The organism is Streptomyces sp. NPDC058470 (genome assembly GCF_042721055.1).
In the GTDB taxonomy this organism is placed as follows: domain Bacteria; phylum Actinomycetota; class Actinomycetes; order Streptomycetales; family Streptomycetaceae; genus Streptomyces.
In genome coordinates this window covers 76,641-90,770 of the sequence record NZ_JBHXMF010000004.1, presented here as the reverse complement: position 1 = coordinate 90,770, position 14,130 = coordinate 76,641, and the positions used below count along the sequence as shown (strand labels likewise).

General features: G+C 67.4%; 18 protein-coding genes and 1 tRNA gene. 7 read left to right on the top strand and 12 right to left on the bottom strand.

What is annotated here, in order from left to right:
• Window positions 1-131: 131 nt before the first annotated feature.
• Window positions 132-434, bottom strand: coding sequence for a co-chaperone GroES (locus ACFWP7_RS04175; RefSeq protein WP_326790934.1), 303 nt, complete (start codon window positions 432-434; stop codon window positions 132-134).
• A 100-nt stretch (window positions 435-534) separates the two neighbouring features.
• The gene (locus tag ACFWP7_RS04170; RefSeq protein ID WP_384375675.1) at window positions 535-888 is read right to left on the bottom strand and encodes a DUF3618 domain-containing protein; all 354 of its coding nucleotides are present in this window, start codon (window positions 886-888) and stop codon (window positions 535-537) included.
• A gap of 131 nt (window positions 889-1,019) precedes the next feature.
• Between ACFWP7_RS04170 and bcp the strand changes: the two genes are divergently transcribed.
• The 4 genes from bcp to ACFWP7_RS04150 all read left to right on the top strand — a co-directional run bounded on the left by bcp (window position 1,020) and on the right by ACFWP7_RS04150 (window position 3,082).
• A complete protein-coding gene (bcp, locus tag ACFWP7_RS04165) occupies window positions 1,020-1,487 on the top strand; it encodes a thioredoxin-dependent thiol peroxidase (RefSeq protein ID WP_384375672.1) in 468 nt (155 codons plus the stop codon).
• A gap of 138 nt (window positions 1,488-1,625) precedes the next feature.
• Window positions 1,626-2,288: an HNH endonuclease signature motif containing protein gene (locus ACFWP7_RS04160; protein ID WP_384375669.1), complete on the top strand. Its 663-nt coding sequence runs from the start codon at window positions 1,626-1,628 to the stop codon at window positions 2,286-2,288.
• Complete coding sequence (locus ACFWP7_RS04155; protein ID WP_384375666.1) at window positions 2,285-2,989, top strand: HNH endonuclease; 705 nt, start codon at window positions 2,285-2,287, stop codon at window positions 2,987-2,989. The genes ACFWP7_RS04160 and ACFWP7_RS04155 overlap by 4 nt, the downstream gene beginning before the upstream one ends.
• A gap of 17 nt (window positions 2,990-3,006) precedes the next feature.
• Window positions 3,007-3,082: transfer RNA gene (locus ACFWP7_RS04150), tRNA-Leu, on the top strand.
• Between the two features lie 54 nt (window positions 3,083-3,136).
• Here the strand turns inward: ACFWP7_RS04150 and rdgB are convergent.
• The 4 genes from rdgB to ACFWP7_RS04130 form a co-directional block, all read right to left on the bottom strand.
• Complete coding sequence (rdgB, locus tag ACFWP7_RS04145; protein WP_384375663.1) at window positions 3,137-3,739, bottom strand: RdgB/HAM1 family non-canonical purine NTP pyrophosphatase; 603 nt, start codon at window positions 3,737-3,739, stop codon at window positions 3,137-3,139.
• A 55-nt stretch (window positions 3,740-3,794) separates the two neighbouring features.
• A complete protein-coding gene (locus ACFWP7_RS04140; RefSeq protein WP_384375660.1) occupies window positions 3,795-4,187 on the bottom strand; it encodes a hypothetical protein in 393 nt (130 codons plus the stop codon).
• 176 nt (window positions 4,188-4,363) lie between these two features.
• The gene (gene rph / locus ACFWP7_RS04135) at window positions 4,364-5,098 is read right to left on the bottom strand and encodes a ribonuclease PH (RefSeq protein WP_384375657.1); all 735 of its coding nucleotides are present in this window, start codon (window positions 5,096-5,098) and stop codon (window positions 4,364-4,366) included.
• A gap of 114 nt (window positions 5,099-5,212) precedes the next feature.
• A complete protein-coding gene (locus tag ACFWP7_RS04130; RefSeq protein ID WP_112449866.1) occupies window positions 5,213-5,446 on the bottom strand; it encodes a glucose PTS transporter subunit EIIB in 234 nt (77 codons plus the stop codon).
• 175 nt (window positions 5,447-5,621) lie between these two features.
• On the opposite strand from ACFWP7_RS04130, the gene ACFWP7_RS04125 reads away from it, so the two are divergent.
• Window positions 5,622-6,908, top strand: a complete 1,287-nt coding sequence (locus ACFWP7_RS04125; RefSeq protein ID WP_384375653.1) for a PTS transporter subunit EIIC — start codon at window positions 5,622-5,624, stop codon at window positions 6,906-6,908.
• A gap of 273 nt (window positions 6,909-7,181) precedes the next feature.
• The gene (locus ACFWP7_RS04120; protein WP_384375650.1) at window positions 7,182-8,432 is read left to right on the top strand and encodes a PTS transporter subunit EIIC; all 1,251 of its coding nucleotides are present in this window, start codon (window positions 7,182-7,184) and stop codon (window positions 8,430-8,432) included.
• A 98-nt stretch (window positions 8,433-8,530) separates the two neighbouring features.
• On the opposite strand, the gene ACFWP7_RS04115 is transcribed toward ACFWP7_RS04120, so the two are convergent.
• Complete coding sequence (locus ACFWP7_RS04115; RefSeq protein WP_384375647.1) at window positions 8,531-9,283, bottom strand: MBL fold metallo-hydrolase; 753 nt, start codon at window positions 9,281-9,283, stop codon at window positions 8,531-8,533.
• Window positions 9,284-9,546: 263 nt separating this feature from the next.
• Between ACFWP7_RS04115 and ACFWP7_RS04110 the strand changes: the two genes are divergently transcribed.
• The gene (locus ACFWP7_RS04110; RefSeq protein WP_384375644.1) at window positions 9,547-9,999 is read left to right on the top strand and encodes a type II toxin-antitoxin system PemK/MazF family toxin; all 453 of its coding nucleotides are present in this window, start codon (window positions 9,547-9,549) and stop codon (window positions 9,997-9,999) included.
• A gap of 236 nt (window positions 10,000-10,235) precedes the next feature.
• Here the strand turns inward: ACFWP7_RS04110 and ACFWP7_RS04105 are convergent, their stop codons facing one another.
• The 5 genes from ACFWP7_RS04105 to ACFWP7_RS04085 form a co-directional block, all read right to left on the bottom strand.
• A complete protein-coding gene (locus ACFWP7_RS04105) occupies window positions 10,236-11,186 on the bottom strand; it encodes a PLP-dependent cysteine synthase family protein (RefSeq protein WP_384375641.1) in 951 nt (316 codons plus the stop codon).
• A 17-nt stretch (window positions 11,187-11,203) separates the two neighbouring features.
• Complete coding sequence (locus ACFWP7_RS04100; protein WP_384375638.1) at window positions 11,204-11,482, bottom strand: MoaD/ThiS family protein; 279 nt, start codon at window positions 11,480-11,482, stop codon at window positions 11,204-11,206.
• Between the two features lie 116 nt (window positions 11,483-11,598).
• Complete coding sequence (locus tag ACFWP7_RS04095) at window positions 11,599-11,700, bottom strand: putative leader peptide (RefSeq protein ID WP_384375635.1); 102 nt, start codon at window positions 11,698-11,700, stop codon at window positions 11,599-11,601.
• Between the two features lie 90 nt (window positions 11,701-11,790).
• Entirely contained in the window at window positions 11,791-12,222 is a 432-nt protein-coding gene (locus ACFWP7_RS04090) for a Mov34/MPN/PAD-1 family protein (protein WP_384375632.1), read from the bottom strand.
• A gap of 76 nt (window positions 12,223-12,298) precedes the next feature.
• Window positions 12,299-13,759, bottom strand: coding sequence for an amino acid permease (locus tag ACFWP7_RS04085; protein ID WP_384375629.1), 1,461 nt, complete (start codon window positions 13,757-13,759; stop codon window positions 12,299-12,301).
• Window positions 13,760-14,130 lie beyond the last annotated feature (371 nt).

The following is a 14,130-nucleotide window of genomic DNA, read 5'->3' as shown; positions in this document are numbered from 1 at the left end:
CCCTGATCGGCTCCGATCAGGCTTCTCGGCGGATGCGATGGAGGATCGTTCGCGTCGCGTCCGGCGATTCGGCCTCGACGACCAAGCGGTTCATGACATCCCAGTTAGTACCCGAACCGACGGCCTACCCATCACAGGTACAAGCCCGTGGAGTCCTCGGACCCTTCGAACCGGTCCGCGGCTACCGCGTGCAGATCCCGCTCACGCATCAGCACATACGCGGTCCCGCGCACCTCGACCTCGGCACGGTCCTCGGGGTCGTACAGGACGCGGTCGCCCGGTTCCACCGTCCGTACGTTCTGCCCGACCGCGACCACATCCGCCCACGCCAGACGCCGACCGACGGCCGCCGTCGCGGGGATCAGGATGCCGCCGCCGGAACGCCGCTCGCCCTCGGCGGCGTCCTGCCGCACCAGCACACGGTCGTGCAGCATGCGGATGGGCAACTTGTCGTCAGGGTGGGTGCTCTGCTTGTCCCGGTTGGCGCTCACTCCCCGAACCTACCTGCCCTCGACCGGTCCGTACGCCGCCGGGTCAGCGCTTGCGCCGACGCGAGCCGACGGCCAGCAACCCGACGATCCCGACCACGACAAGGGCCACCGGCACGATGCGTTCGAGCCGCGGCGCGCCCTCCTCGCTGACGAACTGCCCCTTCACATCGCTGACGACCCGGTTGACGCCGACGTACGCGCGCCCCAGCGTGTGATCGATATGGGAGGCGACCTTGGCCTTCGCGTCCCCGACGACGGTCTTCGGGTGCACGCGCACGCCGATCTCGTCGAGCGTCTCGGCGAGGGTTTCGCGGCGGCGCTTGATGTCCGCCTCGATCTGCGCCGGAGTCCTGGTATCCGACGTGTCCGACGTGTCCGGCACCGCGCTGCCTCCCATGATCGTGTATCTGGTCCTTTGCTCCCGACAGTCTGTCAGCTCGGGCGGCGACGCACCCCTCGGCACCCCCATTACGCTCGTTCTGCAGTCCATAACCCATTTCCACCCACCCCCGGCCACGTGAGGTACCGATGAGCGAGCGACTCCAGCCCGGCGACACCGCCCCCGCCTTCACCCTGCCCGACGCCGACGGCAACGAGGTCTCCCTCGCCGACCACAAGGGCCGCAAGGTCATCGTCTACTTCTACCCGGCCGCCCTGACCCCCGGCTGCACCAAGCAGGCCTGCGACTTCACCGACAACCTCGACGTCCTGGCGACCGCCGGCTACGACGTCATCGGCGTCTCCCCCGACAAGCCCGAGAAGCTCGCCAAGTTCCGCGAGAAGGAGAACCTGAAGGTCACCCTGGTCGGCGACCCCTCCACCAAGATCATCGAGGCCTACGGCGCCTACGGCGAGAAGAAGAACTACGGCAAGACGTACGTCGGCGTCATCCGTTCCACCCTCGTCGTCGACGAGGGAGGCAAGATCGAGCACGCCTTCTACAACGTCAAGGCCACGGGCCACGTCGCGAAGATCATCAAGGATCTGGGGATCTGAGGTCGCTGGCGCTTCAGGAACGGCCCGTACCGGCGCGATCCGGTTACGGGCCGTTTTACGTTTCGGGCGTGACTGTCCGATAAACGGTTCGTTACTCCGTACGAGGTCACGAACGTGTGGCCGGAACGGAGGGGAATCATGCCGGTCAGCCCTTACACCAGGGAGCGCCTGGAGGAGGCGGCGAGCTCGTCACGGACGTTGTCTGAGGCGTTGGGGAAGTTGGGGGTGGATCCGAAGAGTTCGAGGCGAAACTACATCCGGGAGCGTATGAAGAAGCTAGGGGTGGACATGTCGCACTTCGAGCGGGACGGGGTGCGGTGGACAAGAGGGATCCTTGAAGCTGCGGTATCGGCCTCGACGAACATGTGTGAGGTGCTGCGCCGTCTCGGGGTTGAGGTCGTCGGCGGACAGCACACGCACATCAGCCGCCGGATCAAGGCGCATGGGATCGACACCTCACACTTCACGTCGGCGGTCCGCACGGAGAGGATGCGGGAAAATCTGCGCCGCCGCACCGCAGAGGAGATCCTCGTGGAGAACTCCTCTGCGCACGCCAGGCGCACCCCCAGCAACCGGCTCAAGAGGGCGCTCCTCGAACTCGGCATCAGCGAGCAATGCGCTCTGTGCGGCAATAAGGCGGTCTGGCTGGGAGAGCCGCTGCCGCTTGAGGTCGACCACATGGACGGCAACTGGCGAAACAACCGGGTCGAGAACCTACGGCTACTGTGCCCCAACTGCCACTCCACGACAGACACTTACCGTGGTCGTAGCACGGGTCGCTTCCATGGGAGTGTCTCGTGAGCAGCAGAGTCCAATACACCCGCGAGCGGCTGGTAGAAGCAGCCGGTCAATGCTCGGACATCGATGAGGTCATCGCCTTCTTCGGTACCCGGCCATACGGCAGCCTCAGGCGGCACCTGCACAAACGCTTCGAGAAGTTTGACATCGACATCTCGCACTTCCGCCACCGCGGCAGGCACACCAAACGTCGCACGCGACCCGCAAGCATGGACTTGTGCGCTGCGATCGGTGAGTCCACTTCCATCGCCGAAGTCCTGTGCCACCTCGGGCGCCCAGACAACGGCAGCCAACGCGCGATGTTACGAGAGTGGATCGCCGAGGAGCGCCTCTCGACCGCGCACTTTCTGGGCCAGTCGCATCAACGAGGGAAGCCAAGCATGAACCCGGTCAAACCTCCGGAGGACATCCTGATCCGACACGGCCGCAAGCACCGCACGAAGACTCCACAGCTTCGTCGAGCGCTCCGCGAGGTTGGCGTACCCGAGCAATGCGCCAGGTGCGGCACCGGCCCTGAATGGCGTGACAAACCGATGACGCTGGAGGTCGACCACATCAACGGCGACTGGAGCGACGACCGGCGCGAGAACCTGCGGTTGCTGTGTCCCAACTGTCACGCGATCACCAGTACCTGGTGCCGAGGTGGACGACGGCGACGCCCCATAATCGGCCTAGCTTCACCGACAGTCGGCTTCTCCCAGTAAAGTAGGGCTCGGTGCCTGCGCCCGTACGCCAAGGGCTGAGCGGCGATCTTTAGGTGGTCGTGTCTGTCGGTTCGAATCCGACCGGGCGCACCAGGCCGAAGGCCTAGCACGCGTACACCGCGAGCTGGGCCTTCGCCGTTGATACCCCTAGCCCAACAACTCCCGAACCACCGGCACCAGCCCCCGGAACGCCTTCCCCCGATGGCTGATCGCGTTCTTCTCCGCGGGGTCCATCTCCGCGCACGTCCGCGTCTCCCCCTCCGGCTGGAGGATCGGGTCGTAGCCGAAGCCGTTCGTGCCGGTGGGAGCGTGTCGCAGCAGACCCCGTAGCTGCCCCTCGACCACCCGCTCCGTGCCGTCGGGGAGGGCCAGGGCAGCCGCGCACGCGAAGTGGGCGCCCCGGTGTTCGTCGGCGATGTCGCCGAGCTGGGCGAGGAGCAGGTTCAGGTTCGCGGTGTCGTCGCCGTGCCGTCCCGCCCAGCGGGCGGAGAAGATGCCGGGGGCGCCGCCCAGGACGTCGACGCAGAGGCCGGAGTCGTCGGCGACGGCGGGGAGGCCGGTGGCCTGGGCGAGGGCGTGGGCCTTGAGGAGGGCGTTCTCGGCGAAGGTGACGCCGGTTTCCTTGACGTCGGGGATGTCGGGGTAGGCGTCCGCGCCGACGAGGTCGTGCGTGAGACCTGCGTCGGCGAGGATCGCCTTCAGCTCGGTGAGTTTTCCGGCGTTGCGGGTGGCGAGGATCAGGCGGGTCATGCCCCTCAGTATCCCCAAGCCCCTGCGTGGCAGTGTCCCCAGACCCGCGTGCCGGCTACGGCGTGCAGACCTTGGTCAGTTCACCCGCCGCGTCCGTGACCGGGCTGATGTCGGGCGTCTCGTCACCGTTCTGGATCGCCGTCCGGACGTTGCCGACGGCCTGCTGAAGGTCGTCGACCGCCTTGTTCACGTCGGCGTTGTCGGTCTTGTCGCCGATCTCGTCGAGGTTCTGCTCGATCGAGTTGAGGGACTCTTCGGTCTGCGTCGGGTCGTTCGCCGCGTTCTCTACGGCCTGCTGGAGGTCGGTGACGCTGTCGGCGATGGCGTCGGCGGTCTGGACGCAGTCCAGGGCCTTGTTGACGGCGTCGCAGCCGACTGCCGCCGGTATGGCGACGAGTGCGGCGATGACGGCGAATGCGGCGGTGCGTCGGCGTTGGCGCGCGGCCATGGAACGGTCCCTCCCCGTGGGCAAGATGTGGTCAACCCCTTGGTGTGATCGACCCCTTGGTGTGATCGACCCTTTGGCGTGATCGACCCCTTGGTGCGGTCGGCCGGGCCCCGTGCCGGGGCCGGGCTGGGGCGCACGGCTGGACCGTACGCCCGTACCCCTTAGAACGCGAAGGGTTAACTGGTGGTTGCCTCAAGTGCCGCGCGCTGTACGGCGGCCAGCTCGTCGCAGCCGGCGACGGCGAGGTCGAGCAGGGCGTTCAGTTCCTTGCGGTCGAAGGGCTCGGCCTCGGCGGTGCCCTGGACCTCGACGAAGCGGCCGTCGCCGGTGCAGACGACGTTCATGTCGGTGTCGGCGCGCACGTCCTCCTCGTAGCAGAGGTCGAGGAGCGGGATGCCGCCGACGATGCCGACGGAGACCGCGGAGACGGTGCCGGTGAGGGGCTGGCGGCCGGCCTTGACGAGTTTCTTGCCCTGGGCCCAGGTGATGGCGTCGGCGAGGGCGACGTAGGCGCCGGTGATGGCGGCGGTGCGGGTGCCGCCGTCGGCCTGGAGGACGTCGCAGTCGAGGACGATGGTGTTCTCGCCGAGTGCCTTGTAGTCGATGACGGCGCGCAGGGAGCGGCCGATGAGGCGGGAGATCTCGTGGGTGCGGCCGCCGATCCTGCCGCGGACGGATTCGCGGTCGCCGCGGGTGTTGGTGGCGCGCGGGAGCATCGAGTACTCGGCGGTGACCCAGCCCTCGCCGCTGCCCTTGCGCCAGCGCGGAACGCCTTCGGTGACGGAGGCGGTGCAGAAGACTTTGGTGTCGCCGAAGGAGACGAGGACGGAGCCTTCGGCGTGCTTGCTCCAGCCCCGCTGGATGGTGATGGGGCGTAGCTGTTCGGGGGTGCGGCCGTCGATACGAGACATGGCGATGAGCCTAGCCGTATACGGGTGAGGGGCTGCCGCCGGTTAGGGAAGCAGCCCCTCAGGGGTGAGCCATCGTTCTAGAAGGCGTCTAGAAGGCGTTCTAGAAGACGTGGTTCACATCATGTCTTCGATGTCCGCCGCGATCGGGTCGGCGTCGGTGCCGATGACGACCTGGATGGCGGTGCCCATTTTGACGACGCCGTGGGCGCCGGCGGCCTTCAGGGCGGCTTCGTCGACCTTGCTCGGGTCGATGACCTCGGTGCGGAGGCGGGTGATGCAGCCTTCGACCTCTTCGATGTTCTCGATGCCGCCGAGCCCGGCGACGATCTTCTCAGCCTTGGTGGCCATGTCCTACTCCCTGATCCGAACCGCTTTGTCGCAGTAACCCACAGTTGGCCCATCTTCGCGAGCGGTCATGTCATGGGTACCGAATCATGGCGTTCACGACAGCGCGACCGTTCAGGGACTGGTCTACACCAGTCGACGAACGGGCGCCAAGCCCGGTTCCGCCCGGAGGACGCCCATGAGTGCCAGCAGTGCCGCCGCACCCGCGCGCACGCCTTGGAGCAACCTGTTCCAGAGTCTGCAGAAGATGGGCCGGAGTCTTCAGCTTCCCATCGCCGTACTGCCGGCCGCGGGCATTCTCAACCGGCTGGGTCAGCCGGACGTGTTCGGTGACGACGGTCTCGGCTGGACGAACGTCTCGAAGGTGATGGCGGGTGCCGGTGGCGCGCTGCTGGACGGTTCGCTGGGGCTGCCGTTGTTGTTCTGTGTGGGCGTGGCCATCGGGATGGCGAAGAAGTCGGACGGGTCGACGGCGCTGGCTGCGGTCGCGGGGTTCCTCGTCTACTACAACGTGCTGCGGCAGTTCCCGGTGGCCTGCGCGAGCGGGGCGCAGAAGGTCGCGGCCGGCTGTCAGGCGTCGGACGGTACGGTGGCCGCCTTCTCCTACCAGAATCCCGGGGTCTTCGGCGGCATCGTCATCGGGTTGCTGTCCGCGTACTTCTGGCAGCGTTTCCACCGTACGAAGCTGGTGGACTGGCTCGGCTTCTTCAACGGGCGCCGGCTCGTGCCGATCATCATGTCGTTCGTCGCGATCGCGTTCGCCGCGCTGTGTCTGTGGGTGTGGCCGCCGATCGGTGACGGTCTGCAGAACTTCAGCGACTGGCTGGTCGGGCTCGGTGCCTGGGGCGCGGGTGTGTTCGGTATCGCCAACCGCGCGCTGCTGGTGATCGGTCTGCACCAGTTCCTGAACGTGCCCATCTGGTTCCAGTTCGGCACGTACACCAAGCCGGACGGGACGGTGGTGCACGGTGACATCAACATGTTCCTGGCGGGCGACCCGAACGCGGGGCAGTTCACCTCGGGCTTCTTCCCCATCATGATGTTCGCGCTGCCGGCCGCCTGTCTGGCCATGACGCACTGCGCAAAGCCCCATCGCCGCAAGGAAGTTGGCGGTCTGATGTTGTCGATCGCGCTGACCTCGTTCGTCACGGGCATCACCGAACCGATCGAGTACTCCTTCGTGTTCATCGCACCGTTGCTGTACGCGGTGCACGCGCTTCTCACCGGTGTCTCGATGGCGGTGACGTGGGGCCTGGGGGTGCACGACGGCTTCAGTTTCTCAGCGGGTCTGATCGACTACGTCATCAACTGGAACCTGGCGACCAGGCCTTGGGCGATCATCCCGATCGGGTTGTGCTTCGCCGTCGTGTACTACGTGGTCTTCCGCTTCGCGATCACCAAGTTCGATCTGAAGACTCCGGGGCGGGAGCCGGACGAGGATCGCGAGGACACCACCAAGGCATGATCCTTTACCACACCCGCGCGTAGGCCTTCCCTGCTCAAGGGCCCTCGGACCTCCTGGTCCGGGGGCCCTTTGTCATGAATACGAATACTTGCGACCGGTTCTTCCGGTATGGCCCAGGCCACAAAATTGGCGGGTTCCTTATCCCACCTTCACCGTGCTAAAACAGGTCTACGCCACCAAGTGGTGTAGACCACGTGAAGCTGCCTACCACCCGTTTCACCCCCGTTTCCCCCCTTCTCGTCCCCCCGGGCAGCTCCGGTACATGGAGGAACTATGAGCACCGCCACCACAACGGCGGCACCCGCGAAGAAGCGGGGATCCGGTCTGTTCCAAGGCCTGCAGAAAGTCGGCCGCAGTCTCCAGCTCCCGATCGCCGTTCTGCCGGCGGCGGGGATCCTGCTGCGGTTCGGGCAGCCGGACATCCACGACAAGTTCAACTTCCCCGACAAGCTGACGGCGGTCTTCGCCACCGCCGGTGGCGCGATCTTCGACAACCTGCCGCTGCTCTTCTGTATAGGCGTCGCGATCGGCTTCGCCAAGAAGTCGGACGGCTCCACGGCCCTCGCCGCCCTCGTCGGCTTCCTTGTCTACAGCAACGTGCTCAAGGCCTTCCCCGTCACCGAGGCCAAGGTCCAGACAGGCGCGGACATAGCCGCGACCTACAACAACCCCGGTGTCCTCGGCGGCATCATCATGGGTCTGCTGTCGGCCGTGCTGTGGCAGAAGTTCCACCGCACCAAGCTGGTCGACTGGCTCGGCTTCTTCAACGGCCGCCGCCTCGTCCCGATCATCATGGCCTTCGTCGGCACCGCGATGGGTGTCCTCTTCGGTCTGGTCTGGGAACCGATCGGTGAGGTCATCTCCAACTTCGGCGAGTGGATGACCGGCCTGGGCTCGCTGGGTGCGGGCCTGTTCGGTCTGATCAACCGCGCGCTGATCCCGGTCGGCATGCACCAGTTCGTGAACACGGTCTCCTGGTTCCAGCTCGGCGACTACACCAACCCCGCCACCGGCGCAGTCGTCCACGGCGACCTCAACCGCTTCTTCGCGGGTGACCCGACCGCCGGCCAGTTCATGTCCGGCTTCTTCCCGATCATGATGTTCGGCCTGCCGGCCGCCGCGCTGGCGATCGCGCACACCGCCCGTCCGGAGCGCCGCAAGGCCGTCCTCGGCATGATGATCTCGCTCGCCCTGACCTCGTTCGTCACCGGCATCACCGAGCCGATCGAGTTCTCCTTCATGTTCATCGCGCCCGTGCTGTACGGGATCCACGCGGTGCTGACCGCCCTCTCGATGGCGGTCACCTGGGGGCTCGGCGTGCACGACGGCTTCACCTTCTCCGCCGGCTTCATCGACTACGCGATGAACTGGAACCTGGCCACCAAGCCCTGGCTGATCATTCCGATCGGCCTCGTCTTCGGCGCCATCTATTACGTCGTCTTCCGCTTCGCGATCGTCAAGTGGAACCTCCCCACCCCGGGCCGCGAGCCCGAGGAGGAGGTCGAGGACCTCACCAAGGTGTGAGCCTCGTACGTACGGCATGAGTTCGTATGACGTGAACTCGTACGGCAGGACGAGGGCCCCGGAACCGTTCGGTTCCGGGGCCCTCCCTGTTACCGGCTCTAGATCTCGTACGACATCCTGGGCGACGCCAGCTCTACCGGCCCGCCGTACACCGCGCGCGCGTCCGCCAGGTTGATCCGGGGGTCCGTCCACGGCGGGATGTGGGTGAGGACGAGCTTGCGGGCGCCGGCGCGGGTGGCGGTCTCGCCTGCCTCGCGGCCGTTGAGGTGGAGGTCGGGGATGTTCTCCTTGCCGTGCGTGAACGCGGCTTCGCAGAGGAACAGGTCGCTGTCGCGGGCGAGTTCGTCGAGGGACTCGCACACTCCCGTGTCCCCGGAGTAGGTCAGCGCACGTCCGCCGTGCTCCACGCGGATGCCGTACGCCTCAACGGGGTGGCGCACCCGGTCCGTGTGCAGGGTGAACGGGCCGACCTCGAACGTGCCCGGCTTGACCGTGTGGAAGTCGAACACCTCGCTCATCGACGAGGCGGTGGGCGTGTCCGCGTAGGCGGTGGTCAGGCGGTGCTCCGTGCCCTCGGGTCCGTAGACGGGGATCGGGCCGGCGCGGCCGCCGTCGTGGCGGTAGTAGCGCGCGACGAAGTACGCGCACATGTCGATGCAGTGGTCGGCGTGCAGATGGCTGAGGAAGATCGCGTCGAGGTCGTAAAGACCGCAGTGGCGCTGCAGCTCGCCAAGGGCACCATTGCCCATGTCGAGAAGCAGCCGGAAGCCGTCGGCCTCTACGAGGTAGCTCGAACAGGCCGATTCCGCGGACGGGAACGACCCCGAGCAGCCGACGACGGTGAGCTTCATATGAGCTGGAACCTCCGCGCTGACAGGAAGTGCAGGGAGTGGACGCCGTGAGCGGATCCTCAGCGCGGACACTCGGAGCAGATGCGGGAAACGGGGGTCGTGCGGTCCGTCGAGCGTAAGGCGCAAAAGGGCCGGTCGCTCCTCCGCCAGGGGCCGTTGTGGGCGAACTCACCTGTGTTGTCACCGGTTCGGATGGACCTTGGGCGGGGCCGCCTCGTCCGGGCAGGGGGCGGTCGGCGGGACGCACCGGTACCTTCGTTGCTATGGACACGTCCTGGTGGCTCGCGCTGGCGGCCGTGGTGCTGCTCGCGCTGGTCGCGACGCTTGTAGATGGCTGGGGGCGGGGGCGTCGGCCGTCCCGGCGTACCCGGCCGCCCGGGCGGCCGCGTGGGCCCCGGCGGGTGCCGCGGCCTCGGGCGGCGGAGATCTGGTGGGCGAGCGTTCCCTACGAGGACGGGCCCGGGGGCAAGGACCGGCCGTGTCTCGTGCTGGGGGTGCGGGGCGAGGTGGTCACCGTCGCGAAGATCACCAGCAAGTACCACGACGAGCGGGCCGGGGTGATTCCGCTACCGCCCGGCGCGGTGGGCGATGCCCGGGGGCGGGCGAGCTTCCTGGAGACGGACGAGCTGCGGGAGGTCCCGGTGCGGGACTTCCGGCGGCGGGTGGGGGCGGTGGATCCGGTGCTGTGGGATCAGGTGAGGTACCTGGCGGGCTGAGGTGGGGAGGATTTCGCCCCCTCCGCCCCTGCCCGTCCCTTGTTTCTGGGGGCCCTGCCCCCAGACCCCCGTATCGCGCTGAACGCGCTCGTCCTCAGACGCCGGACGGGCTGAAGACCTCCGCCGCGGGTGAGATTGTCAGCCCCTCCGGCGTTTGAGGAGCGGGGTCCGGGGCGGAGCCCCAGAAACAAGGGACGGGCAGGGGCGGAGGGGGCGAAGAAACCACCCGCCACCCCCTACGCCCACAACTGCCCCTGCACCCTCTCGATCGCTTCCTCCGTCGTCGCGGCCGTGTAGACCCCCGTCGACAGGTACTTCCAGCCCCCGTCAGCGACGACGAACGCGATGTCGGCGGACTCCCCCGCGGCGAGGGCCTTCTTGCCGACCCCTATCGCGGCGTGCAGCGCGGCCCCGGTGGAGACGCCCGCGAAGATGCCCTCCTGCTGGAGCAGCTCCCGGGTGCGGGTGACGGCGTCGGCGGAGCCGACCGAGAAGCGGGTGGTGAGGACGGACGCGTCGTACAGCTCGGGGACGAAGCCCTCGTCCAGGTTGCGAAGCCCGTAGACGAGGTCGTCGTAGCGCGGCTCGGCTGCGACGATCTTCACGTCCGGCTTGTGCTCGCGCAGGAAGCGGCCGACGCCCATGAGGGTGCCGGTGGTGCCGAGGCCTGCCACGAAGTGGGTGATGGAGGGGAGGTCGGCGAGGATCTCCGGGCCGGTCGTGGCGTAGTGGGCGCCCGCGTTGTCGGGGTTGCCGTACTGGTAGAGCATCACCCAGTCCGGGTGCTCGGCGGCGAGTTCCTTGGCGACGCGCACGGCGGTGTTGGAGCCGCCGGCCGCGGGCGAGGGGATGATCTCGGCGCCCCACATGCCCAGCAGCTCGCGCCGCTCCCGCGAGGTGTTCTCCGGCATGACGCAGACCATGCGGTAGCCCTTGAGCTTCGCCGCCATGGCCAGCGAGATGCCGGTGTTGCCGGACGTCGGCTCCAGGATCGTGCAGCCGGGCGTCAACCGGCCGTCCTTCTCCGCCTGTTCGACCATGTGCAGTGCCGGACGGTCCTTGACCGAGCCGGTCGGATTGCGGTCCTCCAGCTTGGCCCAGATACGCACGTCCTGGGACGGCGAGAGCCGCGGCAGGCGCACCAGAGGGGTGTTGCCCACCGCGGCGAGCGGGGAGTCGTAACGCATCAGTGATCAGAGCCCGATCAGACCATGCCGCCGGCGACGGCCGGCAGGATCGTCACGTTGTCGCCGTCGGTCAGCTTGGTGTTGATGCCTTCGAGGAAGCGGACGTCCTCGTCGTTCAGGTAGACGTTGACGAAGCGGCGCAGTTCGCCGCCGTCCACGATGCGGGCCTGGATGCCCGTGTGCCGGCTTTCGAGGTCGGCGAACAGCTCGGCGAGGGTCTCCCCGCCGCCCTCGACGGCCTTCTGGCCGTCGGTGTAGGTGCGGAGGATGGTGGGGATGCGGACCTCGATGGCCATGGTTGCGGGCTCCTGTCGGGAGGAAAGTCAGGTCGGTGGGCGCGCGGCAGCGCGGTGGATCAGGGTGTACGCCGGTTTGCGGAGCCGCGGCTCACGGCCGTACGGCGGCGGCAGGGTCAGCGCGTACAGATGGCGCTCTGCAGCCGGCACAGATCGACGTGCAGCCGCGCCACGAGCAGCATGCCCGGCGTCTTGTCGCTCACGTCGTGGAGAACCATGGGGTCATCGTATCGATTCCCGGTCCGGATCCCGGAGTGTGATCTCAGATGCTGGATGAATTCCGACCGAAATGCGGGACCGTCGCACCGTTACGGGGCTGCGTACGCCTCCACCACCTTGATCTCCTCCTCCGTCACCTCGCCCTCGACGATCCGGTAGGAGCGGAACTGGAAGGGCCCGGCGTCGTCCGAGTCCGCCGTGGAGACCAGCACGTAGTGCGCGCCCGGCTCGTTGGCGTAGGCGATGTCGGTGCGGGAGGGGTACGCCTCGGTCGCCGTGTGCGAGTGGTAGATGACGACGGGCTCCTCGTCGCGGTCGTCCAGCTCGCGGTACAGCTTGAGCAGGTCGCCGGAGTCGAACTCGTAGAACGTGGGTGAGCGGGCCGCGTTGAGCATCGGGACGAACCGCTCGGGGCGGTCGGTGCCCTCCGGGCCCGCTACGACGCCGCATGCCTCGTCGGGGTGGTCCTGGCGCGCGTGCGCGACGATCTGGTCGAACAGCGCCTGGGTGATGGTCAGCATGTTCGCCAGGATAAGCAGAAGGCTGCCCCGTACCGAGGAGCGGTACGGGGCAGCCCGCATGGTGGAACCGGGAAGGTCAGCCGGTCTCCTCGAAGGCCGGGTCGCGGCGCTCGGCGACCTGCGGGTTCCGCACCTTGAGGATGGCCCAGCCGATTCCCAGGGCGGCGGACCAGACAGCCATCACGTACAGGCAGACGCGGGAGTCGGCGTCGTACGCGATCAGGCAGGTGACGAAGAGCAGGAAGACGACCGCGACCCAGCTGAACCTCGCGCCGCCCGGGGCCGGGAAGGCGGAGGCGGGCAGGCGTCCGGCGTCGACCGCGCGGCGGTACAGGATGTGGCTGATCAGGATCATCAGCCAGGTCCAGATGCCGGCCGCGGTGGCCACCGAGACGACGTAGCCGAAGGCCTTCTCCGGGACGACGTAGTTCAGGACCACGCCGATGCCCATGAAGAGCACGGAGACGGTGATGCCGAGGGCCGGGGTCCTGGTCGAGGAGAGCTTGCCGAAGATCTTCGGGGCCTCGCCGTTGTCGGCCAGGGTGCGCAGCATGCGGCCGGTGGAGTACATGCCTGAGTTGCAGGAGGAGAGGGCGGCGGTGAGGACCACGAAGTTGACGATGCCCGCGCCGGCGGGGATGCCGATCTTCGCGAAGGCCTCCACGAAGGGACTGACTCCTGGTGCGAACTCGGTCCACTTCACGACGCAGAGGATGACGGTGAGGGCGCCGACGTAGAAGAGCGCGATGCGCCAGGGCAGGGTGTTGATCGCCTTGGGGAGGGTCTTCTCGGGGTTCTCGGACTCGCCTGCCGTGACGCCGACCAGTTCGACCGCCAGGTAGGCGAACATGACGCCCTGGAGGGTCATCAGGGAGGAGCCGATGCCCTTGGGGAAGAAGCCGTCGACCTGATAGAGGTTGGCGACGGTGGCGGTGTCACCGGCCGCGCTGAAGCCGAAGGTGAGGACGCCGAGACCGATCACGATCATGCCGATGAGCGCGGTGACCTTGACCATCGAGAACCAGAACTCGATCTCGCCGAAGAGCTTCACCGAGATCAGGTTGGCCACGAACAGGACGACCAGGAAGACCAGCGCCGTCACCCATCGCGGGATCGACGGGAACCAGTAGTGGACGTAGATCGCGGCGGCGGTGAGTTCCGCCATGCCGGTGACGACCCACATCAGCCAGTACGTCCAGCCGGTGAAGAAGCCGAAGAACGGGCCGAGGAACTCGCGGGAGTACTCCGCGAAGGAGCCCGACACCGGGCGGTAGAGCAGCAGTTCGCCGAGCGCCCGCATGATGAAGAAGATGATCACGCCGGCGAGGGCGTACATGAGGATGAGGCTGGGGCCGGCCTTGGCGATGTTCGCCCCGGCGCCCAGGAAGAGGCCGACGCCGATGGCGCCGCCGATCGCGATCATCTGGACCTGACGGCTGCCGAGCCCGCGCTCGTACCCCTCTTCGGGGGCGTCGCCGCCCACGGCCGCACTGCCGGCACTCGGCTCGTCGGTCTGGTCGACCTGCGACGAGGTCATGTGTGGTGCGCCTTTCTCCATGCCGGTCCGGGCCATTGACCTGGCCTCGGCTCGGGTTCCGATCCCCCTGGAAACGTGGAGCTGTGCCTGGCCGGCGATCCGCCGGCTCGGTGGCGCACCCGACCGGACCTGGGTGGTGTCCTGTCGGGCGGTCGTGAAGATTTATCACGGCCGCAATGGTGATCGGCGGGGGATCATGTTGCGCACACCACAGAAAGACCTGGACAAAAGTCGAACCGCGCCCCATAGGACGCGGTCATGGTGACGTGATCGTTATCCGGATTTGAGCGTCCTCTGAGCGTCCTGCGAGCGAGCGCGGGCCTCGTCGTGGATCAGGGCATCAGGGCTTCGACGAGCGTCTCCTGAGCGAA